General features: G+C 71.8%; 23 protein-coding genes. 7 read left to right on the top strand and 16 right to left on the bottom strand.

Going from position 1 to position 23,654, the window contains the following annotated elements; translation table 11 throughout:
- Positions 1 to 61: 61 nt before the first annotated feature.
- From GA0070619_RS28770 to GA0070619_RS28725, 10 genes are all read right to left on the bottom strand, one after another.
- Positions 62 to 850 carry a hypothetical protein gene (locus tag GA0070619_RS28770; RefSeq protein WP_088950915.1) on the bottom strand — a complete coding sequence of 263 codons (789 nt, stop codon included), beginning with the start codon at positions 848 to 850 and terminating at the stop codon, positions 62 to 64.
- 92 nt (positions 851 to 942) lie between these two features.
- On the bottom strand, positions 943 to 1,548 hold the full coding sequence (locus GA0070619_RS28765; RefSeq protein ID WP_088950914.1) for a DUF4178 domain-containing protein: 606 nt from the start codon (positions 1,546 to 1,548) through the stop codon (positions 943 to 945).
- A 142-nt stretch (positions 1,549 to 1,690) separates the two neighbouring features.
- Positions 1,691 to 2,071: a hypothetical protein gene (locus GA0070619_RS28760; protein ID WP_088950913.1), complete on the bottom strand. Its 381-nt coding sequence runs from the start codon at positions 2,069 to 2,071 to the stop codon at positions 1,691 to 1,693.
- 112 nt (positions 2,072 to 2,183) lie between these two features.
- Positions 2,184 to 3,776: a polyamine aminopropyltransferase gene (locus GA0070619_RS28755; protein ID WP_088950912.1), complete on the bottom strand. Its 1,593-nt coding sequence runs from the start codon at positions 3,774 to 3,776 to the stop codon at positions 2,184 to 2,186.
- A 52-nt stretch (positions 3,777 to 3,828) separates the two neighbouring features.
- Positions 3,829 to 4,251, bottom strand: a complete 423-nt coding sequence (locus GA0070619_RS28750) for a DUF350 domain-containing protein (RefSeq protein ID WP_088950911.1) — start codon at positions 4,249 to 4,251, stop codon at positions 3,829 to 3,831.
- A gap of 34 nt (positions 4,252 to 4,285) precedes the next feature.
- Positions 4,286 to 4,711 (bottom strand): DUF4247 domain-containing protein, encoded by a 426-nt coding sequence (locus GA0070619_RS28745; RefSeq protein WP_088950910.1) that lies wholly within the window; start codon positions 4,709 to 4,711, stop codon positions 4,286 to 4,288.
- Positions 4,708 to 5,220, bottom strand: coding sequence for a DUF2617 family protein (locus GA0070619_RS28740; protein WP_088950909.1), 513 nt, complete (start codon positions 5,218 to 5,220; stop codon positions 4,708 to 4,710). Before GA0070619_RS28740 ends, GA0070619_RS28745 begins: the two co-directional genes overlap by 4 nt.
- A 1-nt stretch (position 5,221) precedes the next feature.
- Complete coding sequence (locus GA0070619_RS28735; RefSeq protein ID WP_088952118.1) at positions 5,222 to 5,848, bottom strand: DUF4178 domain-containing protein; 627 nt, start codon at positions 5,846 to 5,848, stop codon at positions 5,222 to 5,224.
- Positions 5,849 to 6,026: 178 nt separating this feature from the next.
- Complete coding sequence (gene clpB, locus GA0070619_RS28730; protein ID WP_088950908.1) at positions 6,027 to 8,618, bottom strand: ATP-dependent chaperone ClpB; 2,592 nt, start codon at positions 8,616 to 8,618, stop codon at positions 6,027 to 6,029.
- An 85-nt stretch (positions 8,619 to 8,703) separates the two neighbouring features.
- Entirely contained in the window at positions 8,704 to 9,348 is a 645-nt protein-coding gene (locus tag GA0070619_RS28725) for a TetR/AcrR family transcriptional regulator (RefSeq protein ID WP_088950907.1), read from the bottom strand.
- 84 nt (positions 9,349 to 9,432) lie between these two features.
- Between GA0070619_RS28725 and GA0070619_RS28720 the strand changes: the two genes are divergently transcribed.
- The 4 genes from GA0070619_RS28720 (at position 9,433) to GA0070619_RS28705 (ending at position 13,001) form a co-directional block, all read left to right on the top strand.
- The gene (locus GA0070619_RS28720; RefSeq protein ID WP_088950906.1) at positions 9,433 to 10,569 is read left to right on the top strand and encodes an epoxide hydrolase family protein; all 1,137 of its coding nucleotides are present in this window, start codon (positions 9,433 to 9,435) and stop codon (positions 10,567 to 10,569) included.
- A 145-nt stretch (positions 10,570 to 10,714) separates the two neighbouring features.
- Entirely contained in the window at positions 10,715 to 11,215 is a 501-nt protein-coding gene (locus GA0070619_RS28715; RefSeq protein WP_030332098.1) for a cation:proton antiporter regulatory subunit, read from the top strand.
- A gap of 5 nt (positions 11,216 to 11,220) precedes the next feature.
- On the top strand, positions 11,221 to 12,426 hold the full coding sequence (locus GA0070619_RS28710) for a cation:proton antiporter (protein WP_088950905.1): 1,206 nt from the start codon (positions 11,221 to 11,223) through the stop codon (positions 12,424 to 12,426).
- 143 nt (positions 12,427 to 12,569) lie between these two features.
- Positions 12,570 to 13,001: a hypothetical protein gene (locus GA0070619_RS28705; RefSeq protein ID WP_088950904.1), complete on the top strand. Its 432-nt coding sequence runs from the start codon at positions 12,570 to 12,572 to the stop codon at positions 12,999 to 13,001.
- Between the two features lie 126 nt (positions 13,002 to 13,127).
- On the opposite strand, the gene GA0070619_RS28700 is transcribed toward GA0070619_RS28705, so the two are convergent.
- From GA0070619_RS28700 to dnaK, 5 genes are all read right to left on the bottom strand, one after another.
- Positions 13,128 to 13,322, bottom strand: coding sequence for a hypothetical protein (locus tag GA0070619_RS28700; protein WP_088950903.1), 195 nt, complete (start codon positions 13,320 to 13,322; stop codon positions 13,128 to 13,130).
- A gap of 135 nt (positions 13,323 to 13,457) precedes the next feature.
- Positions 13,458 to 13,898 carry a heat shock protein transcriptional repressor HspR gene (locus GA0070619_RS28695; protein WP_088952117.1) on the bottom strand — a complete coding sequence of 147 codons (441 nt, stop codon included), beginning with the start codon at positions 13,896 to 13,898 and terminating at the stop codon, positions 13,458 to 13,460.
- 30 nt (positions 13,899 to 13,928) lie between these two features.
- Positions 13,929 to 15,110, bottom strand: coding sequence for a molecular chaperone DnaJ (gene dnaJ, locus GA0070619_RS28690; RefSeq protein ID WP_088950902.1), 1,182 nt, complete (start codon positions 15,108 to 15,110; stop codon positions 13,929 to 13,931).
- Between the two features lie 85 nt (positions 15,111 to 15,195).
- Entirely contained in the window at positions 15,196 to 15,954 is a 759-nt protein-coding gene (gene grpE / locus GA0070619_RS28685; RefSeq protein ID WP_088950901.1) for a nucleotide exchange factor GrpE, read from the bottom strand.
- A gap of 48 nt (positions 15,955 to 16,002) precedes the next feature.
- A complete protein-coding gene (dnaK, locus tag GA0070619_RS28680; protein ID WP_088950900.1) occupies positions 16,003 to 17,880 on the bottom strand; it encodes a molecular chaperone DnaK in 1,878 nt (625 codons plus the stop codon).
- A gap of 220 nt (positions 17,881 to 18,100) precedes the next feature.
- Between dnaK and GA0070619_RS28675 the strand changes: the two genes are divergently transcribed.
- Genes GA0070619_RS28675 through GA0070619_RS28665 form a run of 3 tightly spaced genes read left to right on the top strand, consistent with a single transcriptional unit; the run spans position 18,101 to position 22,905 of the window.
- A complete protein-coding gene (locus tag GA0070619_RS28675; protein ID WP_088950899.1) occupies positions 18,101 to 19,942 on the top strand; it encodes a GTPase domain-containing protein in 1,842 nt (613 codons plus the stop codon).
- Entirely contained in the window at positions 19,939 to 21,624 is a 1,686-nt protein-coding gene (locus GA0070619_RS28670; RefSeq protein WP_088950898.1) for a GTPase, read from the top strand. Before GA0070619_RS28675 ends, GA0070619_RS28670 begins: the two co-directional genes overlap by 4 nt.
- A 57-nt stretch (positions 21,625 to 21,681) precedes the next feature.
- Complete coding sequence (locus GA0070619_RS28665; protein ID WP_088950897.1) at positions 21,682 to 22,905, top strand: hypothetical protein; 1,224 nt, start codon at positions 21,682 to 21,684, stop codon at positions 22,903 to 22,905.
- Positions 22,906 to 22,969: 64 nt separating this feature from the next.
- On the opposite strand, the gene GA0070619_RS28660 is transcribed toward GA0070619_RS28665, so the two are convergent.
- Entirely contained in the window at positions 22,970 to 23,593 is a 624-nt protein-coding gene (locus GA0070619_RS28660; RefSeq protein WP_088950896.1) for a phosphatase PAP2 family protein, read from the bottom strand.
- Positions 23,594 to 23,654: the final 61 nt, after the last annotated feature.

Genomic DNA, 23,654 nt, shown 5'->3' with positions numbered 1-23,654 from the left:
CCGGTAGGCGTCGGGTTGCAACCTACTCGGAGGGATCGTCGGCGTCGTGCTTATCTGTCGATCAACTCGTCGACGGCGGGGTTGACCCCGGACGGTCCGCGGGCGGCGTGTCGTCCGGCCGGTTCGTGCCCGGCGGCGGCGGGTAGCTCGGCTCCCCACTCGACTGCGGGTAGCCCGGCTCACCGGACGACTGCGGGTAACCGGGCTGACCCGGGGCCTGCGGGTAACCGGGCTGACCCGGGGCCTGGTAGCTGGCGCCCGGGGTCGGCGGCTCCCACGCCGCGGTCGGCTTGCGGAAGAACGCGTTCGCCTTCGGCATCGCCAGCAGGATCAGCGCCGCGAGCAGCGAGATCAGGCTGATCACGCCGAGCAGCAGGCTCACCGCGGTGGCCCAGGAGGGCAGGGCCTCCTCCAACCGGCGCTGGACCTCTTCACTGCTCGGCCCGTTGGCGCCGGTCTCTCCACCGGCGGTGAAACCACCGGCCGCGTTGCTGAGCAGGCCACCACCCACGCAGCAGACCATGATGCCGCCGACGATCCAGGTGGTGATCCGGGCGCCGTTGCGGCCCTGGTTGTTGAAGAGGGCCAGAACGCCCAGCACGACCGCGAGCAACAGCACCAGAATGGCGCTGCCGAGGCCGATGGCGTAGAAGACGTCACCCACCTGATCGGCGTTCTCGACGTTGCTGCCCGCGTACGCGTCACGAAGGGCGTCGCGCGTCTTACCGATGGTGCTGAGCGTGATGATCAGACTGATCACCTGGCACGCCAGGAACAGGAAGAGCAGGTAGCTGGAAATCGACACAATGGATGGCCGCTGACGGGCCGGCGTGCTCTGGGAATCGACCACGATTCTCCTTCCCTAAGATCGCGACCACACCGTATCGACAACAAGCCAGTTCGGCATGCCGTGTCGACCCCGCGCGTCCCGCCCGGTTCGGCTCAGTGCTCCTCGGACGTGGGATGGATCGTCAGGTCGGCGGGGTCGAGAAGGTCACCTCGGGCGACCCGCCAGCCCTCTTCGCCGTACGCCTCGAAGGAGAGCCGCGCGGCGCCACCCGACTGGTAGTCGTGGTAGCGCATCGTCCCGGCCGACGGCAGCCCGGTCTCCGCGGTGGCGGTGTAGCGGGCCTGCCCTGTCTCGGCCCACGTGTACCGCCGGCCGCCGAGGTCGATGGTCGGGGCCCCCGGGGTGACTGTCGCGCCCGGCTCGGCCGTCCAGAGCACCAGCTCCAGTTCCGGGCCGTCCTCCACGGAGAGCCGGTGACGGGTGCCGGAGTCGTCGTCGAGCAGGTGCTGCACCCAGCTCCAGTCCCCCTCGACCAGTCGGACCGTGCCACTCACCACGTACTCCCGGTCCTGGATCCGCACCCGGTCGCCCAGGGTCAGGCGGAGCGGTCCGTCGTCCGGCGTCCCCGCCGCACGGCCGGGTGGCAGCGTGCCGTCGGGCCGGGCCGCGGCTCGCAGCCGGGCCCGCACGATGATCACAACCACGACCGCCACGAGTACGGCAAGGGCCACCACCAGGTACACCGCTGACCCGCTCACCCGACCACCTCCCCAGGTACGTCGGCGCAGACGGTAACAACCGCAGGCACGATCCGGACCCGTACCGTGACGGACAGCTCAGCTACCGACGGCACCCGTGGTGTCGCCCGGTGTGCACCCTCGCACGTTGATGGCGGATGACTCACGCCGCAGCGAGGCGCTGGGTGGCGTAGTTCCCGATGGTTTCGCGGTCCATCACGCAGCCGACGAAGGTGGTGAACTCGCTCGGGTCGTCGCGCAGCGACGTCCAGGCCGCTCGGGCCGCCGCCGGGTCGATCCGCTCCAGCAGCGTCGCCGCGTACGCCCGGCCGGCGGGTGTGCCGTCGGCGAGCACGCGGTCGAGCTGCCGGCGTACCTCCTCGGGGTGGTCGTCGATGGCGGCCTCGACCCGTTGGTATGCCTCGGTCACCGGCAACAGCTTGCCCGCGATTCCCACCCCACCGAAGGCGAGCGTGTCAGCCGCCACCAACTCGTCGACGGCCGCGCCCAATTCGCGCTCCCAAGCCTTGCGCATCCCAAACATGCCTCCACCCTTTCCCCGTTCGCACCCACTCCACCCCGTTAGTCAAGAGGTTTGCGCCATGAGCGGACTCTCTCCTGACACAGCCACCGTGTTCTGGCGCCAGATGATGGGGTCAGTAGCCGCGCCACTCCGTGCGGGCGTAGTCGAGGACCCTCGGTTGGAGGAGGGTGCTGGGGGGCACGTTCAGACGAGCGCGGTCGGCGGGAAAGACCGCCGCCGCCCGCAGCACGCCCGGGTCGAGGAAACGCAGCCGGAGCGCGTCGGCCGGCAGTTCCAGCACCGGCGGGACGGTTCCCGCCGTGGCCAGCAGGAACCCCCAGTCGCCGAAGGACGGCACGTCGACGTGGTACGGCACGGTGGCGAAGCCGGCTTCCCGCACCGACGCATCGATCGACCAGTATGAGCGGGGCGCGAAGTATGGCGAGCCGGACTGCACCACCAGCCGTCCCTGCTCGGCGAGCACCGACCTGATCAACGCGTAGAACTCGACGGTGTAGAGCTTGGCGGTGGCCGTCTCGTCCGGGTCGGGCAGGTCGGCGACCACCACGTCGAAGCGCTCGGCGGCGGTACGCAGCCAGCCGAACGCGTCAGTGTTCAGCACCCGTACGCGGGGGTCGTCGAGCGAGCCGCCGTTGAGCGCCCGCAGCTGCGGCACGGTGCTGGCCAGGGCCACCACCGCCGGGTCGAGGTCGACCACTGTCACCCGCCGGACGTCCGGGTACCGCAGGATCTCCCGGACGGCGAGGCCGTCGCCAGCACCGAGAACCAGGACGTCACCGCGCGGGCCGCGCATCGCCGGATGCACCAGCGCCTCGTGGTAGCGGTACTCGTCGACCGAGCTGAACTGGAGATCACCGTTGAGGAACAACCGCAGGTCGGTGTCGGCGTGGCCAACCTCCCGCACCGACCGGGTCAGCACGATCTCCTGATAACGGGAGCGTTCGGCGTACACCACGGGGTCCCGGTAGAGCTGCTGCCGGGCGGTCACCTCGAAGTCGGCGGCGGTCACCCAGGCGTACCCCAGGCAGAGCGCGACCACGACAGAGCCGGCGCCGAGGACGAGCCGGGCCCGGCGGCTCAGCTCCCTCCGGAACACCGTGCAGACCAGGGCGAGGCCGGCCACCGCGTTCACCGCGCCGACCACCAGGGCACCCTTGAGCTGGCCGAAGACGGGGATCAACAGGAACGGGAAGGCGAGCCCGCCGAGCAGCGCGCCGACGTAGTCGGCGGCGAACAGGTCGGCCACCGCACTGCCGGCGGCCTGCTCGCGGATGCGCTGCAGCATCACCATCAGCAGTGGAATCTCCGCGCCGATCAGCAGGCCCAGCACGAAGGCGGTGCCGACCAGCGCCGGGCCGTACAGGTCGAGCCAGGCGAAGGCGGCGTAGAGGCCGAGCACGGACAGACCACCGAGCAGGGCCAGGGTCAGTTCGATCACCGCGAACGCGGCGGCGGCCCGGGGCTGCAACGGCTTCGCGACCAGCGCGCCGACCCCCATCGCGAAGACCATCACGCCGAGCACGATCGACGCCTGCCCGACGGTGTCGCCGATCAGGTAGCTGCCGAGCGCGACCAGGGCCAGCTCGTAGACCAGCCCGCAGGCGGCGCAGACGAAGACCGCGAGCAGCACCGCCGCGCGGGCCAGCCGCCAGTGCGGTCGGGCGTCGGTGCCGCTGTCGACCACCGGCGGTGCCCCGGTGCTCATGACCGCCCCGGGTACGGCCGGCCGGCACCGCCCGGTCGCGGACCCCCGGCCATCAGAGGATCGCGGCGGCGATGATCGCGCCGGTGGCCAGGTGCACCACGGCCGACACCCACACGGCGGGGTGCGGCTCCGGGTCGACCAGCAGCTCGCCGAGCCGGCCGGGGGTCACCGCGTCGAGCAGCAGGAACGCGGCGGCCATGATGACCAGGCCGACGATCCCGTACGCCGCCGCGCCGACCAGCCCCAGGGCGAAGTCGTCGTCGCTGGCGACGATCGCCGCGACCACGATGGTGCCGACGCCGAGCAGGTTGGACGCGAGCAGCAGCGCCGCGTTGCGGTTGCGCTCGGTCCAGATCAGTTCGTGGAGCTTGCCAGGAGTGGTCAGGTCGACCAGCGCGTAGCCGACGCCCATGAGGACGACGCCGACCGCGCCGAAGGCGAGGGTGGCCAGCAGATCGGTGACGAGGTTCTGCACGGAGGGGCTCCAGGTGAAGGGGTCGGGTGTCGGGCTACTTGCCGGTGCCGGGGCCGCCGCCCCGAACGCTGCTGCCGCGTCCCCAGCCCCAGTACGACCCGACGGTCGAGTGGTAGCGGGGGTGAGCGGTGTCCATGTCCTCGAGCAGGATCACCGAGCCGGCGGCGATCGGCAGGATCACCACCGAGTCGTCGTCGTAGCGCAGGTAGACGCCGCTGCTGTCGGCGTACCGGTCGGACGGCTTCCACGCGTCGGTCAGTTCCTTGGCGACAGTGGTCGGTGACTTGGACGAGGTGTACGCGGTTGCTTGCCGGCCGATGTCCCGGCTGGCCGCTCGCGAGTACCTGTCCTGCACGTAGGCGCGCGGGGAGAAGGTGCCGTTGACGAGCGCGAAGGCCGCGACCAGCACGCCGACCACGGCCACCGCCGCGCCCACCACGAACCAGCGTCGGTACGTCATCGCAGTGCCACCACCGTCTCGGTCAGGACCAGCTCATTGGTCTGGGGGTACGCGTGCCAGGTACGCCAGCCGACCGACCCGTGCGGCAGGTCGGTGCGTACGGCCAGCGCGGTGACCGCGTCCGGGTCACCGGGAAAGACTCCGACCAGGGCGTACGGGTCGTCGGCCAGGTCGGCGCGGAGCCCGGCGATCCGGGTGTGCAACTCGCCGTCGGCGGGGCGCAGCACGCTGGCGGTGAAGCGGTAGCCGGCCGCCTCGTCATGCAGGGCGCCGGGCAGGTGCGGCGGCCGACCAGGCAGGCAGGCGACCGTCTCGGTGAGTCCGGCCGCACCACCGGGTTCGGCCAGTACGACCTGGTGGGACGCGCCGAGCAGGCGCAGCCGCAGCCGGACCTCCCCGGGCAGCGTGAGGTCGTGGACGTGCAACGCGGGCCGCTCCAGCCCACCGAGTGCCAGGCTCAAGTCGGCGGCGCAGGTGTCGACGTACGGGGTGTGGAGGCTCACCAACACGTCAGCTGGCCTCCGGTCCGGCCTGCGGGTAAACCATCACGTCGGCGCGGTGCAACTGCTCGCCCCGGGCGACCTCCCAGCCGGCCTGGCCGTACGCCTCGAAGGAGAGCCGTTCGCCGCCCTGGGACCGGTAGTCGTGGTATCGAAGGGTGCCACTGGGGTCGAGGCCGGTGCTGCCGGTGGCCGTGAAGCGGGCCTGACCGGACTCCTCCGAGGCGTAGCGGCGGCCGGCAAAGTCGAGGGTGGATGCACCCGGGGTGATCGTGGCGGCCGGCTCGGCGGTCCAGAGCACCAGCTCCAGGTCCGGGTCCTCCTCCACGGAGAGCCAGCGCTTGTCGCCCTCGACGGTGTCCAGCAGGTGCTCGGCCCAGCCCCAGCCGCCCTCATTCAGATGCACCGAGCCCCGGACCGCGTACGACACCCGGCGGATCTCGACGATGTCGCCGGGCTTGAGCCTGCGCGGGTCGCCGCGGAGCGCGTCGCTGTCGGTGTCCCGGAACGGGTCGGCGGGTGCCGCCGGCCGGGCGGCCTTACGGCCCTTGCGTACCGCCACCACCGCCACCACGACCCCGGCGACTCCGATCAGACACCCCAGCGTCGTTACCAGGTACGCCACAGGACCATTCATGCCGACCACCTCCCCAAGTGCGTCGGCGGGAACGGTAACAACCCCGCGCACCTGGGGAAACAAATCATTTTCTGGTGATGCGGCAGCTACGCAGCGTCCCGGCGGAGTGTCGGTGGGGGCGGAGAACGTGTCGGGCCGACCCCGCCTGCGGAGGCGGGATCGGCCCGGGTGCGACGGATCAGGCGGCGGTTACGGAGAGGGTGTTGGTTTCGGTGGCGCGGTCCACCTTCACCGTTTCGCCGTCGCGGATCTGGCCGGACAGGAGCGCCTTGGCAAGCTGGTCGCCGATTGCCGTCTGGATCAGGCGACGCAGCGGGCGAGCGCCGTAGATCGGGTCGTAGCCGTGCTCGGCGAGCCAGTCCCGAGCGGCATCGGTGATCTCCAGGCCGAGCCTGCGGTCGGCCAACCGCCGCCGCATCCGGTCCAACTGGATGTCGACGATCGAACGCAGATCGTCGCCCAGCAGCGAGGCGAAGACCACGATGTCGTCCAGCCGGTTGAGGAACTCCGGCTTGAAGTGCGACCGCACCACGGCGAGGACGCCCTCCCGGCGCTGCTCCTCGGCCAGGGTCAGGTCGCTGATCATCGAAGACCCGAGGTTGGACGTGAGGACCAGGATGGCGTTGCGGAAGTCCACAGTGCGGCCCTGGCCGTCGGTGAGCCGACCGTCGTCGAGCACCTGGAGCAGCACGTCGAAGACGTCCGGGTGGGCCTTCTCCACCTCGTCCAGCAGGATCACCGAGTACGGCCTGCGGCGCACCGCCTCGGTGAGCTGGCCGCCCTCGGTGTAGCCGACGTAGCCGGGCGGGGCGCCCACCAGTCGGGCGACCGAGTGCTTCTCGCCGTACTCGCTCATGTCGATGCGGACCATCGCCCGCTCGTCGTCGAAGAGGAACTCGGCGAGGGCCTTGGCCAGCTCCGTCTTGCCGACACCCGTGGGGCCGAGAAAGAGGAAGCTGCCGGTCGGGCGATCCGGGTCGGCGATTCCGGCCCGTGCACGGCGTACCGCGTCGGAGACCGCGCCGACCGCCTCGGCCTGGCCGACCACCCGGCCGCCCAGTGACTCCTCCATCCGCAGCAGCTTGGCCGTCTCGCCTTCGAGCAGGCGGCCGGCGGGGATGCCGGTCCAGGAGGCGACCACCGCGGCGATGTCGTCCGCGCCGACCTCCTCCTTGAGCATGGCGCCGTCGGCCTGGAGCTGGGCCAGCTCCTCCGCGGCCTGCTTCAGCTCGACCTTGAGGGCGGGGATGCGGCCGTAGCGCAGCTCGGCGGCGCGCTCCAGCTCGCCGTCGCGCTCGGCCCGCTCGGCCTCACCGCCGAGGCGCTCCAGCTCCTCCTTCGCGGTGGAGAGCTTGGTGATGTGGCTCTTCTCCGTCTGCCAGCGCTCGGAGAGCACAGTGAGCTGCTCGCGCTTGTCGGCCAGCTCCTTGCGCAACCGCTCCAGCCGCTCGGCGGAGGCGGCGTCCGGCTCCTTGGCCAGCGCCATTTCCTCGATCTCCAACCGGCGGACCGCCCGCTCGATCTCGTCCACCTCGACCGGCCGGGAGTCGATCTCCATCCGGAGCCGGGACGCGGACTCGTCGACCAGGTCGATCGCCTTGTCCGGCAGGAACCGGTCGGTGATGTAGCGGTCCGACAGTGTCGCGGCGGCGACCAGCGCGGCGTCGGTGATCCGTACGCCGTGGTGCACCTCGTAGCGCTCCTTGAGCCCCCGCAGGATGCCGATGGTGTCCTCGATCGTCGGCTCGCCGACCAGCACCGGCTGGAAACGGCGCTCCAGAGCCGGGTCCTTCTCGACGTGCTCGCGGTACTCGTCCAGCGTGGTGGCGCCCACCATCCGCAGCTCACCACGGGCCAGCATCGGCTTCAGCATGTTGCCGGCGTCCATCGAGCCCTCGCCCTTTCCGGCGCCGACCACGGTGTGCAGCTCGTCGAGGAAGGTGATCACCTGCCCGTTGGAGTTCTTGATCTCCTCCAGGACGGACTTGAGCCGCTCCTCGAACTGCCCCCGGTACTGCGCACCGGCGACCATCGCGCCAAGGTCGAGCGAGATCAGCTTCTTGTCGCGCAGCGACTCGGGCACGTCACCGGTGACGATCCGCTGGGCCAGCCCCTCGACGATCGCGGTCTTGCCGACGCCGGGCTCACCGATCAGCACCGGGTTGTTCTTCGTACGCCGGGAGAGCACCTGGATGACCCGGCGGATCTCGGAGTCACGGCCGATGACCGGGTCGATCTTGCCGTCCCGGGCGCTGGCGGTGAGGTCGACGCCGTACTTGGTCAGGGCCTGATAGGTCTGCTCCGGGTCGGCGGTGGTGACCCGCCGGTCGCCACCCCGCACGGTCGGGAAGGCCGCGACCAGGGCGTCCTCGGTGGCACCGGCCGTCTTCAGCGCACCGGACACCGCGCCGCCCACCCGGGCCAGGCCGGCGAGCAGGTGCTCGGTGGAGGTGTACTCGTCGCCCAACGGTCGGGCGATCTGCTCGGCGGCGCCGATGGCGTTGACGAACTCCCGAGCCAGGGTCGGCTCGGCGAGGCTGGAGCCGCGAGCGGCGGGAAGGCCGTCGACCGCGCGCTGGGCGGCCCGGCGCAGCTCGGTCGGGTCGGCCCCGACGGCGCGCAGCAGACCGGTGGCGGTCGAGCCGTCGGTGTCCAGCAGTGCCAGCAGCAGGTGCCAGGGCTCCACTGTGGCGTGGCCACGCTGGTTGGCCAGCGCGACGGCGCCCGTGATGGTCTCGCGGCTCTTGGTGGTGAGTTTTTCGGTATTCATGGGCTCCCCCGGATCGGCGTTGTCCACTGAGTTGGACACAACCAGAGTTGAGCGTATTCCGCTCAACCTTAGCGCGTGATGCCCATCACTCCCGGCGACGCCACCGCCAGTCGAACTCTCCTGCCGCGGGCGCCGGGCCGGGGAGCGGGTCTGTGGCCGGCCCGGTGGACAGACCCGCCAGCAGCACGGCGAGCTGGCGTCGGCGCAACTGCCCGGTGCGCTCCGAATCGGGTACGCGCACCGCGGCGCACGCCTCCAGCAGCAACCCCAGATCCTGCACGACCGCGTCCGGCCGCAGCCGCCCGCTGGCGCGGGCCCGCTCGAACAGGGCGGTGGCCAACTCGTTGGCGCGCGTCGCGTCCCGACCCATCTCCTCGGTCGGAGTGAACATGCCGGCCAGGTGGACGGTGAGCGAGTGCACGTCGGCGTCGACCACCTGGGTCAGGAAGGCGCTGAACGCGGCCCAGTCGTCCGGCTCGGCGAGGGCGGCCTCGGCTGCGGCGACGTACCGGCGCAACCCGTCATGGCAGAGCTGGCGCAGCAGGTCCTCCTTGCCCGCGTACCTCCGGTAGAGGGCACTGATGCCGACACCCGCGCGTTCGGCGACGGCGGCGATCGGCGCCTTCGGGTCGTCCAGGAAGACCGCGCGGGCGGCTTCGAGGATGACCTCGTCGTTGCGGGCGGCCTGGGCGCGGCGGCCGGCCAGCGTCTTTCCGGGGGGATTCGGCATGACCTCAGACTACCAGTGGAACGGATCATTCCGGTCTGCTACGCTGATTGCAGAACGAAACATTCCGTTCCGAAGGAGCTTCAGATGACCGGCACTGCGATCCGCCCGTTCCGCGTCGAGATCCCGCAGACCGCACTCGACGACCTGGCCGACCGGCTGGGCCGCACCGTCTGGCCCGCCGACCTGCCCGGCACCGGCGACTCGTACGGGATGAGCAGCGACCGGGTCCGCGCCCTCGCCGACCGGTGGCGGGACGGCTTCGACTGGCGCGTCGTCGAGGCCCGCCTGAACGCCCACCCGCAGTTCGTCACCGAGATCGACGGCGAGCAGATCCACTTCCTGCACGTCCGGTCGACCCGGCCGGACGCCACCCCGCTGGTGCTCACCCACGGCTGGCCAGGCTCGGTGCTGGAATACCTCGACGTGATCGCCCCGCTCACCGAGCCGACCGACCCGGACGCGCCGGCCTTCCACGTGGTCATCCCATCGCTGCCCGGCTTCGGCCTCTCCGGCCCGACCCGCAGCGCCGGGTGGAACCGGCACCGCACGGCCCGCGCCTGGGCCGAGCTGATGAACCGCCTGGGGTACGCCAGCTACGGCGCGGTCGGCAACGACGCCGGCTCGATGGTCGCGCCGGAGCTGGGCCGGATCGACCGGGACCACGTGCTCGGCGTCCACGTCACCCAGCTCTTCTCATTCCCCTCCGGCGACCCGGCCGAGTTCGCCGGGCTGTCCGAGGCGGATCAGGCGGCGCTCCAGCACCTCCAGTGGTTCTACGAGAACAAGTTCTCCTTCAACCAGGTGCACAGCCAGCAGCCACAGACCCTGGCGTTCGCGCTGGCCGACTCCCCGGTCGGGCTGCTCGCCTGGAACGCGCAACTCTTCGACGAGAGCCTGGACGCGGACTTCATCCTGGCCAACGTGGCGCTCTACTGGTTCACCGGCACGGCCGCGTCCGCGATCCGGTTCTACTGGGAGGACGCGCACGCCGAGGAGTCACCGACCGGGCCGACCACCGCGCCGACCGCGCTGGCCATGTTCCCCGGCGACTTCCAGTCCATCCGCCGCTTCGCCGATCGGGACCACGCGAACATCGTCCGGTGGACCGCGTACGACAACGACGTCGACGGCCGCGGTGACGTCGGCGGTCACTACGCCGCCCACCAGGCCACCGAGGTTCTGGTCGCCGACATCCGCGAGTTCTTCGCCAGCCGCCGCTGACCACGACCAACTCCGGTTGCCCGCGCCCGCTCCACCGGGGGCGGGCACCGCCCGCACTCGGCCCTGTTGGACGTGTCGGGGCTGGTCGGAAGGGCCGAGGGCTTCCAAGATCTGCGTTCTGTTCACGAAGCGGTAGCCTTGGTGGGTGCGAGTACGTGTCGAGCAGACCGCCTTACCCGGGATCGGGGTACGCCACGATCTGGTGACGGAGTCAGGACGCCGTTTGGGCGTCGTCTCCCACCGCAATGGCCGCCGTGATCTCGTTCTCTACGACCCCGACGATCCCGACGCGTGCCAGTCGGACATCCCGCTGACCGACGACGAGGCTGAGGCCCTGGCCGACATCCTCGGCGCGTCGCTGATGCTCGGCCAGCTCTCCGGGCTGCGCGAGCAGGCGGCCGGTCTGCTCACCGAGCAGATCGCCATCACGGCCGGGTCGCCGTACGTCAACCGGAAGCTCGGCGACACCAAGGCGCGTACCCGCACGAGCGCCTCCATCGTGGCGGTGCTTCGCGAAGGCGAAGTCATCGTCTCGCCACTTCCCTCCTTCCGCTTCGCGGCCGGCGACGTGGTGGTCGTTGTCGGGACCCGACGGGGTCTCGACGGCGTGTCCGCCATCCTCGCCGACAGTGACCCGGACGGCTGAGGCGGATGCACGATTCCACCACTCTGCTCGTCGAAGTCGGCGCGCTGCTGCTGCTGCTTGGCGTCCTCGGTCGGCTCAGCCGCCGGGTAGGCCTGTCCCCCATCCCTCTCTACCTGTTCGCCGGGCTGGCGTTCGGGCACGGCGGGCTGCTTCCGCTCGCCGCCAGCGAGGAGTTCTTCGCGGTCGGCGCCGAGATCGGCGTCATCCTGCTGCTGGTGATGCTCGGCCTGGAATATTCGGCCAACGAGCTGGTCGGCAACCTCCGATCGGCGGCCCCCGCCGGGCTGATAGACGGCGTCTTCAACGCGCTGCCCGGCGCGGCGTTCGCCCTGCTGCTCGGTTGGGACTGGGTGGCCGCCCTGGTGCTCGGCGGCATCACCTGGGTCTCCTCCTCCGGCGTGATCGCCAAGGTCCTCGCCGACCTGGGACGACTCGGTAACCGGGAAACCCCGGTGATCCTCTCGGTCCTGGTGATCGAGGACCTGGCAATGGCGCTCTACCTGCCGCTGGTCACCGCCGTACTGGCGGGCACCGGTCTGCTCGGCGGCGGCATCGCACTCGCCGTCGCGGTGGGCACGGTGCTGCTGGTGCTGGTGGTGGCCATCCGGTACGGCCACCTCATCTCGTCCGCCCTGTCCGCGAAGGACCCGGAGGCGCTGCTGCTCGGCGTACTCGGTCTGACCCTGCTGATCGCCGGGCTCGCGGCGAAGCTGCAGGTGTCGGCGGCGGTCGGCGCGTTCCTCGTCGGCATCGCGCTCTCCGGCCCGGTGGCGCACCACGCGACCGAGTTGCTCTCCCCCCTGCGGGACCTGTTCGCCGCTGTGTTCTTCGTCTTCTTCGGCCTGGTCACCGACCCACGGGACATCCCGCCGGTGCTGTTGCCGGCGCTCGCGTTGGCCGTGGTCACCATGGCGACGAAGACGCTCACCGGCTACCTCGCGGCGCGTCGGGTGGGCATCGCGGAACCCGGCCGATGGCGGACCGGCCTCGCACTCGTACCCCGAGGTGAGTTCTCCATCGTCATCGCCGGGCTCGCGGTGGCCGCCGGGAGCGTCGAGCCGCAGTTGGCGGCGCTGGCCGCGACGTACGTCCTGATCACCGTGGTGACCGGGCCGATCCTCGCCCGGCTGCCGGACTTCCCGTGGTTCAAGCGGTGGCTGCGCAACCGCGCGGCGGCCCAGCGGGCGGCACCGGTCCCGATCCACGACTGACCGCGCAGCCCCGACCCCAACGGTTGCTGAATTGCTCCCCACGGGGACTACCGCAGCACTCGACGGCAGGTTACCGTTTCGCCCCAGCAGCCAGGGTCCGCAGGCAGTGCAGCCAAACGCGGGCGAGAGCGGAAGGTTGGCCGGTGAGCGTGCAGGAATCGACGTTCCACGGCTTCGCCAACCCCGTCGATCCGAGTCCGGCGGAGTTGCGAGCTTGGGCGTACCAGCCTGATTCTGTGCCGTTGGCTTCGATGCCGCCCGACTGGGACCTGCTGGTCTCCGGCGATCGACTGGTGTTGACGCTCTTCGAGCTGGCGATGGACCCGTCCTGCCCGGCGCGGCGGTTCGCGTTGCACTGCCTCTACATCTACGCGGCCGACGGCATCCGGACGAACTTCCGCGCCCACCCGAAGCGTCGCTTCCGCAAGCTCGTCGAACAGGCCGAGCGTGAGGGCGACGAGCTGATGAAGATCTGGGCGCACAACGGCCGGGTGCTGCTGGCCCGACCGGATCTCTTCGTCTACCGGGACTGGTGCGAGGGCGGCCTGGTCCGCGAGAACCGCCGCCTCGGCTGAGGTCGGTTCAGTACGACGGCGAACGGGCCGGGACCCCCGCCTGGCGTCACCGCGTCCCGGCCCGCACTCAGCGACGCGAACGGGCCGGGACCCCCCGTGGGTCCCGGCCCGCACGTCGGTTACCGGTCAGTCCTGCTGCCGTTCCGTCTCGGCTCGGTCCTTCTCGCCGCCGTGGTCGTCCCGGCCGGCGAACCGCCCTCCGACGACCCGGTCCCGGTAGGTTCCCTCGGTCACCTTGTCGAACTTCTTGCGGACGGTCTCGGCCAGTTCTTCCAACCGGTCTTCCGCCTGCTGGGCGACCTTCTTCGCCGGCTCCGCCATCGCTCCCCCTCGCCATGCCGGTAGGTCCGTATTAAGCCGATTGGACCGTATCGACAGGCTAACCGAAGCGGCCCGGACCGCGCCGGGAAATCCGGTACGGTCCGGGCCGAAAGACAGCGCCGGGTGAGCGGTTGGTCAGCGATCGGGCATGCGGCGGGGTCGCCAGACGACCAGCGCGGTGGACGTGCGGTTGGTCGGCACCAGGTCCCGACCCGGGAAGCGGGCCAGCGACTCCAGCTCGGCCACCCGGCGGTACGCGGCGTCCAGCTCCGCCTCCAGCCGGGCCACCCGCTGCTGCGCCTGCTCCAGCAGCCGCTCCAGCCCGATGATCCGCTTGACGCCGGCCAGGTTGATCCCGTCGTCCTGACTGAGCCGCTGGACCTCGCGCAGCAGCACCACGTCGCGCACGCTGTACCGACGGCCGCCACCAGCGGCCCGGCCGGGCTGCACCAGCCCCAGCCGGTCGTACTGGCGCAGGGTCTGTGGGTGCATCCCCGCCATCCGGGCCGCAACCGAGATCATCAGAACCTTGGCCTCGTAGGCAGGGTCACCCGAACCGAGGAACTCGCCCGACATGCCGCTCACCTCCGCGTCCACTCCATCGGACTAACTGACCCGACGCACCCGAGCGTCGAGATGTTCGCGGGCCGCCGGCGGGCTCTGCTCGGCGAACGCCTCCAGTGCAGTGCGCGCCTCGTCCGACAGTCGGGCCGGGACCACCACGTCCAACGTGACCAGCAGGTCACCGGCCTGCCCGTCGCGGCGGACCACACCCTTGCCACGGGCCCGCAGCACCCGCCCGCTCGGCGTCCCCGGCGGAACCCGCAGGGTCACCGCGCCGTCGAGCGTGGGCACCCGCAGGTCCGTGCCGAGCACGGCCTCCGCGAAGGTGACCGGCACGGACAGCGTCAGGTCGTCGCCGGTACGCCCGAACAGCTCGTCCGGTCGAACCTTGACCTGCACGAAGAGGTCACCAGCGGGGCCGCCGCGCTCGCCTGCCTCACCGCGCCCGGCGAGCCGGATGCGCTGACCGTCGGCCACCCCGGCCGGGAACCGCACGTTCATGGTGCGGGTCTTGGTGACCCCGCCACTGCCCTGGCACTCCGGGCACTTCTCCTCGACCACGGTGCCGACGCCCTGGCAGTTGCGGCACGGCTCGGAGAAGCTGAACGCACCCTGGTCGCGGGTGGTCACCCCGGCGCCGTGGCAGACCGTGCAGGTACGCGGCTGGGTGCCGGGCTTGGCCCCGTTGCCGTGGCAGGTCTCGCAGACTCCGGGGGCGCGCAGCGTCAGGGGCAGCGTCACCCCGCGTACGGCGTCACCGAAGTCCAGTGCCACCTCGGTCTCGACGTCCCGACCACGGGCCGGACCGCGCGGTGCGGCCTGCCCACCGGCCTGGCCACCGGTGAAGATCGAACTGAACAGGTCCTGGAAGCCGGCTCCGCCGAAGCGACGGTCGCCGCCTCCACCGCCGCCGAACATGTCGGAGACGTCGAACGGCATGCCGCCCGGCTGGCCTCCGCCCCGGGCGCTGCGCCGGAAGGCCCCCGAGCCGAACAGCGAGCGCATCTCGTCGTACTCGCGACGGCGACCCGTGTCCGACAGGACGTTGTAGGCCTCGGACGCGGCCTTGAACCGCTCCTCGGCCTTCGGGTCGCCCGGGTTGTGGTCCGGGTGCGACTCCCGGGCCACCTTGCGGTACGCCTTCTTGATGTCATCCGCGGAGGCGGCCTTGTCCACGCCGAGCACGGCGTAGAAGTCCTTCTCGATCCAGTCCTTCGAACTCACCGGTCCACCCCCTCTCGACCCTCGCGGCCCGGCCGTCCCGCCCACCGCTGCGCGGTGGGCGGGACGGCCCGGTCACTGTCTCGCACTATTCCGGATCCGCGACCGCGACCAGCGCGGGGCGCAGCAGCCGCTCACCGAGCTGGTAGCCGCGCCGCATGACCTGGACGCAGGTCGGCTCGCTGACGTCGGCCGAGGTCTGGTGCGCGACCGCCTCGTGCCGGGTCGGGTCGAACGGGTCGCCCTGCTCGCCGAAGGCGTTCAGGCCGAACTTGCCCAGCGCGGTGGTGAGCTGTTCCGCCACCGTGCCGAACGGCCCGACCAGGTCGCCGTGTTCCCGGGCCCGGTCCAGGTCGTCCAGGATCGGCAACAGCGCGGCCAGAACCGAGCCGGTCGCCTGCTCCTGCACCAGGCTGCGGTCCCGGTCGACCCGCTTGCGGTAGTTGGCGTACTCCGCCGACACCCGCTGCAGATCCCTGGTGCGCTCGTCCAGCTCGGCCCGGAGCGCCTCCAGCTCGGCGCCGAGCGAGGTGCCCGTGCCGCCGCCGTCGACCGGCTGCGCCGGGGCGTCCACCACCGCCGGGCCGGATGGTTCCGGACCGTCGGTGGCGTTGACCTCGACCTCGATCTCGTCGACCACCACCTCGGCGTCCTCGACCAGGCCCTCGGCCGGTACGCCGGTCTCGGCGTCGGCGGCGGTGCCCTCAGGCTCCGACGTGTCGATGAGCTTGCGGTTGTTGCGGATGACGACCCGCTCCTTGTCGCCGGTGGTCGGCTCCGTGGGCGCGGAGCCACCCGGCGTCGACCCGGTGTCGGCCGGGTCGGCGGCTCGTGGCTTCTGCGTCATGCGGCTACCTCATCCCCTTCGCCGTGGATACGCGTCCGAGGCCGGTGGTCACTTCTTGCCGTCCTCGTCCACGATCTCCGCGTCGACCACGTCGTCGGCCCCACCGGCCTGCGCACCGGTCGCGCCGGTCGCACCGGTCGCGCCGGCCGCACCCGGGCCGGGCTCGCCGCCCGGCTGCTGGCCCTGCTCGGCCTGCTGCGAGTAGAGCAGCGAACCGGCCTGCTGGGAGACCTGCGCCAGCCGCTCGTGCGCGGACTTGATCTTCTCGATGTCCTGCCCGCCGAGCGCGCCACGCAGCTCGCCGAGCGCCTCGTTGAGCTGCTCCCGGTTTTCGGTGGGCAGCTTGTCGCCGCTCTCGGCGAGGAACTTCTCGGTCTGCCACTGGAGCGCCTCGGCCACGTTGCGGGTCTCGGCGTCGTCGCGGCGGCGCTTGTCCTCCTCAGCGTGCTCCTCGGCGTCCCGGCGCATCCGCTCGATGTCGTCCTTCGGCAGCGAGGAGCCGCCGGTGATCGTCATCTTCTGTTCCTTGCCGGTGCCCAGGTCCTTGGCGTGCACGTTGACGATGCCGTTGGCGTCGATGTCGAAGGCGACCTCGATCTGCGGCACGCCGCGCGGCGCCGGCGGGAGGCCGGTCAGCTCGAAGGTGCCGAGCTTCTTGTTGTAGGCCGCGATCTCACGCTCACCCTGGAAGACCTGGATCAGCACCGACGGCTGGTTGTCGTCCGCCGTGGTGAAGACCTCGGAGCGCTTGGTCGGGATGGTGGTGTTGCGCTCGATCAGCTTGGTGAAGATGCCACCCTTGGTCTCGATGCCCAGGCTCAGCGGGGTCACGTCAAGCAGCAGGACGTCCTTGACCTCACCCTTGAGCACACCGGCCTGGAGGGCGGCGCCGACGGCGACGACCTCGTCCGGGTTGACGCCCTTGTTGGGGTCGCGACCGGTGAGCTGCTTGACCAGGTCGGTCACGGCGGGCATCCGGGTCGAACCGCCGACCAGGATGACGTGCTCGACGTCGGAGATCTTGATCCCGGCGTCCTTCACGGCCTGCTCGAACGGGCCCTTGCAACGGTCCAGCAGGTCCTGCGTCATCCGCTGGAACTCGGCGCGGCTCAGCGTCACGTCGAGGTGCAGCGGGCCGGCCGCGCCGGCGGTGATGTACGGCAGGTTGATGTTGGTGGTGGTGGCGGCGGACAGCTCGATCTTGGCCTTCTCGGCAGCCTCACGGAGGCGCTGGAGGGCCATCTTGTCCTGACCGAGGTCGATGCCGTGCTCACCACGGAACGTCTTGACCAGGTGGTCGATGATCCGCTGGTCCCAGTCGTCGCCACCGAGCTGGTTGTCACCGCTGGTCGACTTGACCTCCACGACACCCTCGGCCAGCTCCAGCAGCGACACGTCGAACGTGCCGCCGCCGAGGTCGAAGACCAGGACGGTCTGCTCCTTGGAACCCTTGTCCAGCCCGTACGCCAGGGCGGCCGCGGTCGGCTCGTTGACGATCCGCAGCACGTTGAAGCCGGCGATCTCACCGGCCTCCTTGGTGGCCTGGCGCTGGCTGTCGTTGAAGTAGGCCGGAACGGTGATCACCGCGTCGGTGATCTGCTCGCCCAGGTACGCCTCGGCGTCCCGCTTGAGCTTCATCAGCGTCCGGGCCGAGATCTCCTGCGGGGTGTACTTCTTGCCGTCGATGTCGACGGACCAGTTCGTGCCGACCTCGCGCTTGACCGACCGGATCGTCCGATCCGGGTTGGTCACTGCCTGACGCTTGGCGACCTCGCCGACGAGCACCTCGCCGTTGCGGGCGAACGCGACGATCGACGGAGTCGTCCGCGACCCCTCAGCGTTGGCGATGACGGTGGGCTCACCGCCCTCGAGAACGCTGACGCAGGAGTTCGTCGTGCCGAGGTCGATACCGACCGCACGTGCCATGTTCGCTTCCTCGCTTCGTAAGGTTGTGCAGGTGACGGGCACTGCCCGCGGCTGCCTGGCGAGCACCGCCCGCAGCGGGCCCCACCACAAGTTGAGTGAACTTGACTCAATAGTGCCACGCGTTGGCGAATCGTCAAGTTGAGTTGAGTCAACCCGACGCAACCCACCCGTTATTACCGTCCGGTTGTCTTCTCTTGCATCGGTCGGGCACGCTTTAGCGGTGACGACGCACGGCGATTCCGCCACCCGTTCCGGCGCGCCCGCCGTCGCATCCCGCACCGGCCCGCCGGACGCCGCGGAGGAGCCGCCCGCCACCACCGGGGACGACAGCCTCCCCGGCGCACTGTCGGGCCTCCGGGAGGCGATCGGTGCGACCCGGTATCCCCTCGCGCTGCCCACCGCCGGGTCCGCCCGGCACAACGCCACCGCCCTCACCGACCAGCTCGACGACTATCTGCTGCCCCGGCTCGCCCGGCTGGACGCCCCACTGCTCGTGGTGGTCGGCGGCTCCACCGGCGCGGGCAAGTCGACCCTGGTCAACAGCCTGGTCAAGGCCCGGGTCAGCGCCGCCGGCGTGCTCCGGCCGACCACCCGCTCGCCGGTGCTGGTCTGCAACCCGTCCGACGCGGCCTGGTTCCGGCAGGGTGACCTGCTGCCCGGGCTGACCCGCACCACCGAGCCGAGCGAAGATCCGCGCGCCCTGCACCTCGTCACCGCGCCGGCCCTGCCCGCCGGGCTGGCCTTCCTCGACGCGCCCGACATCGACTCGGTGGTCGACGCCAACCGGGCGCTCGCCACCCAACTGCTCGCCGCCGCCGATCTCTGGCTCTTCGTCACCACCGCCGCGCGGTACGCCGACGCGGTGCCCTGGGAGCTGCTGCGCAGCGCCCGGTCGCGAGGCGCGGTGATCGCCATGGTGCTGGACCGGGTGCCTGCCGAGGCCACCGAGGAGATCGCCGCGCACCTGAGCGAGATGCTCGCCGAACAGGACCTCGGCCGGGCGCCGCTGTTCGTGCTGCCGGAGACCTGGGTCGACGGGCAGGGGTTGCTGCCCGAGGGGGTCACCGCATCGCTGGCCGACTGGTTCGCCCGGCTGGCCGGCGACGCGGACGCCCGGGCGGCGGTGGTCCGTCAGACGCTGGACGGGGCGCTGGCCGCCCTGCACCCCGCCGTCGAGGAGCTGGCCGACGCCGCCGACGAGCAGCTCGCCGCCGCCGACGGGCTGGACGAACGGGTCCGGGCCGCATACCGGGGTGCCGAGCGCACCGTCGAGCAGGGGCTCCAGGACGGTCGGCTGCTCCGGGGCGAGGTGCTCGCGCGCTGGCAGGAGTTCGTCGGCACCGGCGAGCTGTTCCGCACCCTGGAGGCACGGATCGGCCGCCTGCGGGACCGGGTGGTGGCCGCCGTCACCGGCCGGCCGGCGCCCTCCGTCGAACTCCGCAACGCCATCGAGTCGCAGCTGGTGACGCTGCTGCGCGGGGTGGCCTCGGAGGCCGCAGAATCCGCGTACACCGGGTGGAAGGCACACCCTGCGGGCGCCGACCTGCTCGAACCGGCGCTCGCCCACCCAAGCGCCGACCTGCCCGAACGCGCCGAACGGATGGTCCGGGACTGGCAGCGCGGGGTGCTGGAGCTGGTCCGGGTCGAGGGCGGGGACAAGCGGTTCGTGGCCCGCACCGCCGCGTACGCCGTCAACGCCACCGGGCTGGCCGTGATGATCGCCGTGTTCGCCTCCACCGCGTTCATCCCGACCGGGCTGGAGCTGGCCACCGGGGCTGGCACCACCGTCGCCGCGCAGGCCGTACTCCAGGCGATCTTCGGCGACCAGGCGGTGCGTACCCTCGCCGCCAAGGCCCGCACCGACCTGCTGAAGCGGGTGCGGACGCTGCTCGACGCGGAGGCCGACCGGTTCCTGAGCCGCACCGCGGACGCCCGCCCCGCCGCGGACGCCGGCGACAGCCTGCGCCGGGCCGCGGGCCGGGTCGAGCTGGCTCGGCACCGCAGCGGCCTGTCCGCCGCCGGCAACACCCAGCCGGCCGCCGACGAGGAGGGTTTCCGGTGACGAACATCACCGGCCGGGTACGCGAGGCGTTCCGCGGAGACCAGCGGGTCGACGCCGACGTGCTGATCGCCCGACTGGACGCGGTACGCCGGTTCCTGACCGCTGTCGACGGCCTGCTGCCGGACGCGGAGCTGGTGCCCGCGCACACCCTGGTCGAGCGGGCCGGCACCCGACTCGCGCTCTCCCGGGACCACACCGTGGTCGCCCTGGCCGGCGCCACGGGCAGTGGCAAGTCCAGCCTCTTCAACGCGCTGGCCCAGCTGGAGCTGTCGCCGGTCGGGGTCCGTCGGCCGACCACCGGCGTCACCCACGCCTGCGTGTGGGGCCCACTGGAGGGCGCCAACCGGCTGCTCGACTGGATCGGCGTGCTGCCCCGACACCGTTTCGTCCGGGAGAGCGCCCTGGACGCGGACGACGAGACGGCGCTGCACGGGCTGATCCTGCTCGACCTGCCCGACTTCGACTCGGTCCAGCGGTCCCACCGGCTCGAGGTGGACCGACTGCTCGGCCTGGTCGACCAGGTGGTCTGGGTGGTCGACCCACAGAAGTACGCCGACCGGGTCATCCACGACAGCTACCTGCGCGAGTTCCACCGGCACCGCGACGTCACACTGGTCGTGCTCAACCAGGCCGACCGGCTGCCCCCGGCTGAGGTGCCCCGGGTCCTGGACGACCTGCGCCGACTGCTCGACACGGACGGGCTGACCGGTGTGCCGCTGCTGTCCACCACCGCCATCGACCCGGCCGGGATGGTCGGGCTGCGCGGTGCCCTGGAGCGGACCGTCGCCGAGCGGCAGGCCGCGCTGCGTCGGCTCGCCGGTGACGTCGACACGGTCGTCGCCGGGCTGGACGAGCTGGTCGGCTCGGCCAGACCGGCCGGTGGGCCGGACGACTCGACAGTCGACGGCTTGAACCGGGCGCTGGCCGGAGCTGCCGGCGTGCCCGCGGTGACCGAGGCGGTGCAGCAGGCGTACCGGCACCGGGCCGTCGCGGCCACCGGCTGGCCCCTGGTCCGGGGCTGGCGGCGGTTGCGACCCGACCCGCTGCGCCGGCTGCACCTGCCCGGCCCGGCCGACGCGGGTGCCGACGCGGCGGAGAGCCTGGTCGCGGCCACCTCCGTGCCGGATCCGACGGCCGCCCAACGCTCCGCCCTGGGTCTGGCGATCCGCGCGGTGGCCGACCGGGCCGCCGCCGACCTGCCCGCCGCCTGGCCCGGCGCGGTCACCGCCGCCGCCCGGTCCCGCCTCGGCGACCTGCCGGACGCGCTGGACCGCACGATCGCCGGCACCGACCTCGGCCTCGGCCGTCGACCGCTGTGGTGGCGGGTCGTCGGCGGTTTGCAGTGGCTGGTCACCCTGGCCGCCGTGGTCGGTCTGGGCTGGCTGGTGCTCGGCTACGCGCTGCGGGCACTCGGCCTGCCCGCGCTGGACAACCCGATGGTCGGGCAGGTGCCACTGCCGACCCTGCTGCTGCTCGGCGGTCTGCTGGCCGGGCTGCTGCTGGCGGCGCTGACCCGACCCGTGGTGCGCTGGGCCGCGCGGCGTGCCCGGGCCCGCGCCGAGCAACGCCTGACCGCGAAGGTGGCCCGGGTGGGCGAGGAGTACGTGCTCACACCCGTGCGGGTCGTGCTCGGCTCGTACGCGCAGGCACGCGACGCGCTGAGGGACGCCGCCCGCCGCTGACGCTCCGCACGGCTCGCTACCGCTCTGTGTACGCCCCGGGCGGCGTAGGGTCGGAGCATGGCCACGCCTCAGACCCCCTACGACGCGGTGCTGCACGCCGCACGCGACGTGACCAAGCTGGAGTCCGCCCTCGACGCCGAGATGCTCGGCAGCGCGCTGCTGGGCAGTGTCTACGCGATCGCGGAGACCGACCGCGACACCGCCGTACGGGAGTTCGTCACCGGGTTTCTCGCCGCCACCGCCCGTCGCCGGGTCGCGGCCGCGACCACCATCCGGCAGGTCTTCGCCACGCTCGTCCCGGACGCCGAGGGCACCGATCGGGTGCGTCCGGGCAGCCAGGCACCCACCTGGGCCGGTCAGCTCGGCCGGGTGCACCTCACCGGCACGTGGGCGTACGGCGACGTCTACGGCGACCAGACGTCCTACCTCGCCACCTTCGCCTACGACGACGCGTCCGGCGGCTCGGAGCACGCGCTGGTGGCCCTGGTGGACCACAACATCGGGATCACCAAGGACATCTTCGTCGGCGGGCCGGCGGAACGGATCCTGGACCAGGTCCGCCAGATGTGCGCGGACGACGAGCTGACCTGGTTCCGCACCGAGAATCCGGCCCAGCTCCGTGGCGAGGTGGCCCGCCATCTCGCGGTGACCGACGAGCTGAGCGAGTTGCCCGGCGAGGGTTCCCTCGCCACCGACCGGGCGCTGGTCGGTGCCCGGCTGGCGCTGCTGCCCACCGCGGCCGACCCGACCGGCCCGGCGGAGGTCGAGCCACTCTCCGCCGCCGAGCGCACCGACCTGGTCCGGCGGTTCCTCGCCGCGCCGGAGGCCACCCGCTTCGGGCTGGACTCCGTCGACGGCCCGGAGCTGGCCTCGCTGCACTTCTGCCTGAGCCTGCTGCTGGACCACTCGGCGACCTTCCCGGACGCCGACCCGATGCGCTGGAGCCCGGCGGTGTCCGGGCTCTTCCTGCTCGACTGGGTGCACCGCCGCGCCGTGCTGGACATGGACGACGCCGCGATGCTGCCCCGGGTGCTGCGTGCCTGGGCGCGGTACGCGTCCCGGCAGCGCGGTCTGCCCGAGGCGGCGACCACGCGCACCGACGAGGCGATCGAGGAGATGGTGCCGGAGTTCGCGCGCCTTTACTCCACTGGTGAACGACGCAGCGCCGCCACCGCCGCGGTGGCACAGCTGATGGCCGACGGTGTGGACCCGGACGACCCGGCCGCCCTGGACGCCTGGATCGAGGCGAACCGGCACCGCCTGGCCGACGACGGGGCCTGACGACACCCGAGGCCGGGCGGCATAGCGCCGCCCGCCTCGGCCCGGCCGGCGTCTGCGGCGGGTCTCAGCGCAGTGGGCCGAAGACCGCCGCGGCGATCAGCGCGCCGAGCACACCACCGGCGAGCACCTGCGGCACCGTGTGGTCCCTCAGTCGCACCCTGGACCAGCCCACCAACGCCAGCAGCGGGGCGGCGACGAGCACGCGCGTTCCGAACGTCAGGGCCAGGATGACCAGGGTGCCGGCGGACACCGCCGAGTGGATCGACATCTTCCACCAGTGGCTGACCGACACGGCGACCACGAGGCCGACGAGCCCGGCCACCGCCAGCGCCAGCAACGGGCGGGGCGCGCCGAGCACGGCGAGCAGGGCGAGCCCTCCCGCGACCGAACCGAGGCCGACCAGCAGCGGCACCCGTCGCTGCTCCCGACGGCCGATGTGGTGGTCGGTGAGCCGGCCACGGCGTACGCCGCCGACGATGTAGGCGAACGGGATGCCGGTGACGAAGATCGTGGCGAGCAGACCCCAGACGAGGCCCTGACCCGGACGGCGCGCGCTGTGCCAGCTCACCGTGATGATCAGCAACGACACGAGCACGGCCGGTGCGGTCACCTCGGTGACCAGCCGGGCGATCCGCCGCCCCGGACCGGGTCGGCTGGTGACCGGGCGGACTTCGGTACCGCCGCCCACGCCACCCCCTCCGGTATGCGCCTACCGCCGAACACCGCCGGCACCGGATGGGCCGCCCCTG

Source organism: Micromonospora zamorensis (assembly GCF_900090275.1).
Classification (GTDB): Bacteria; Actinomycetota; Actinomycetes; order Mycobacteriales; family Micromonosporaceae; genus Micromonospora; species Micromonospora zamorensis.
Note: the sequence above shows the minus strand (reverse complement) of the source record. Positions and strands in the feature narration are given on the sequence as shown.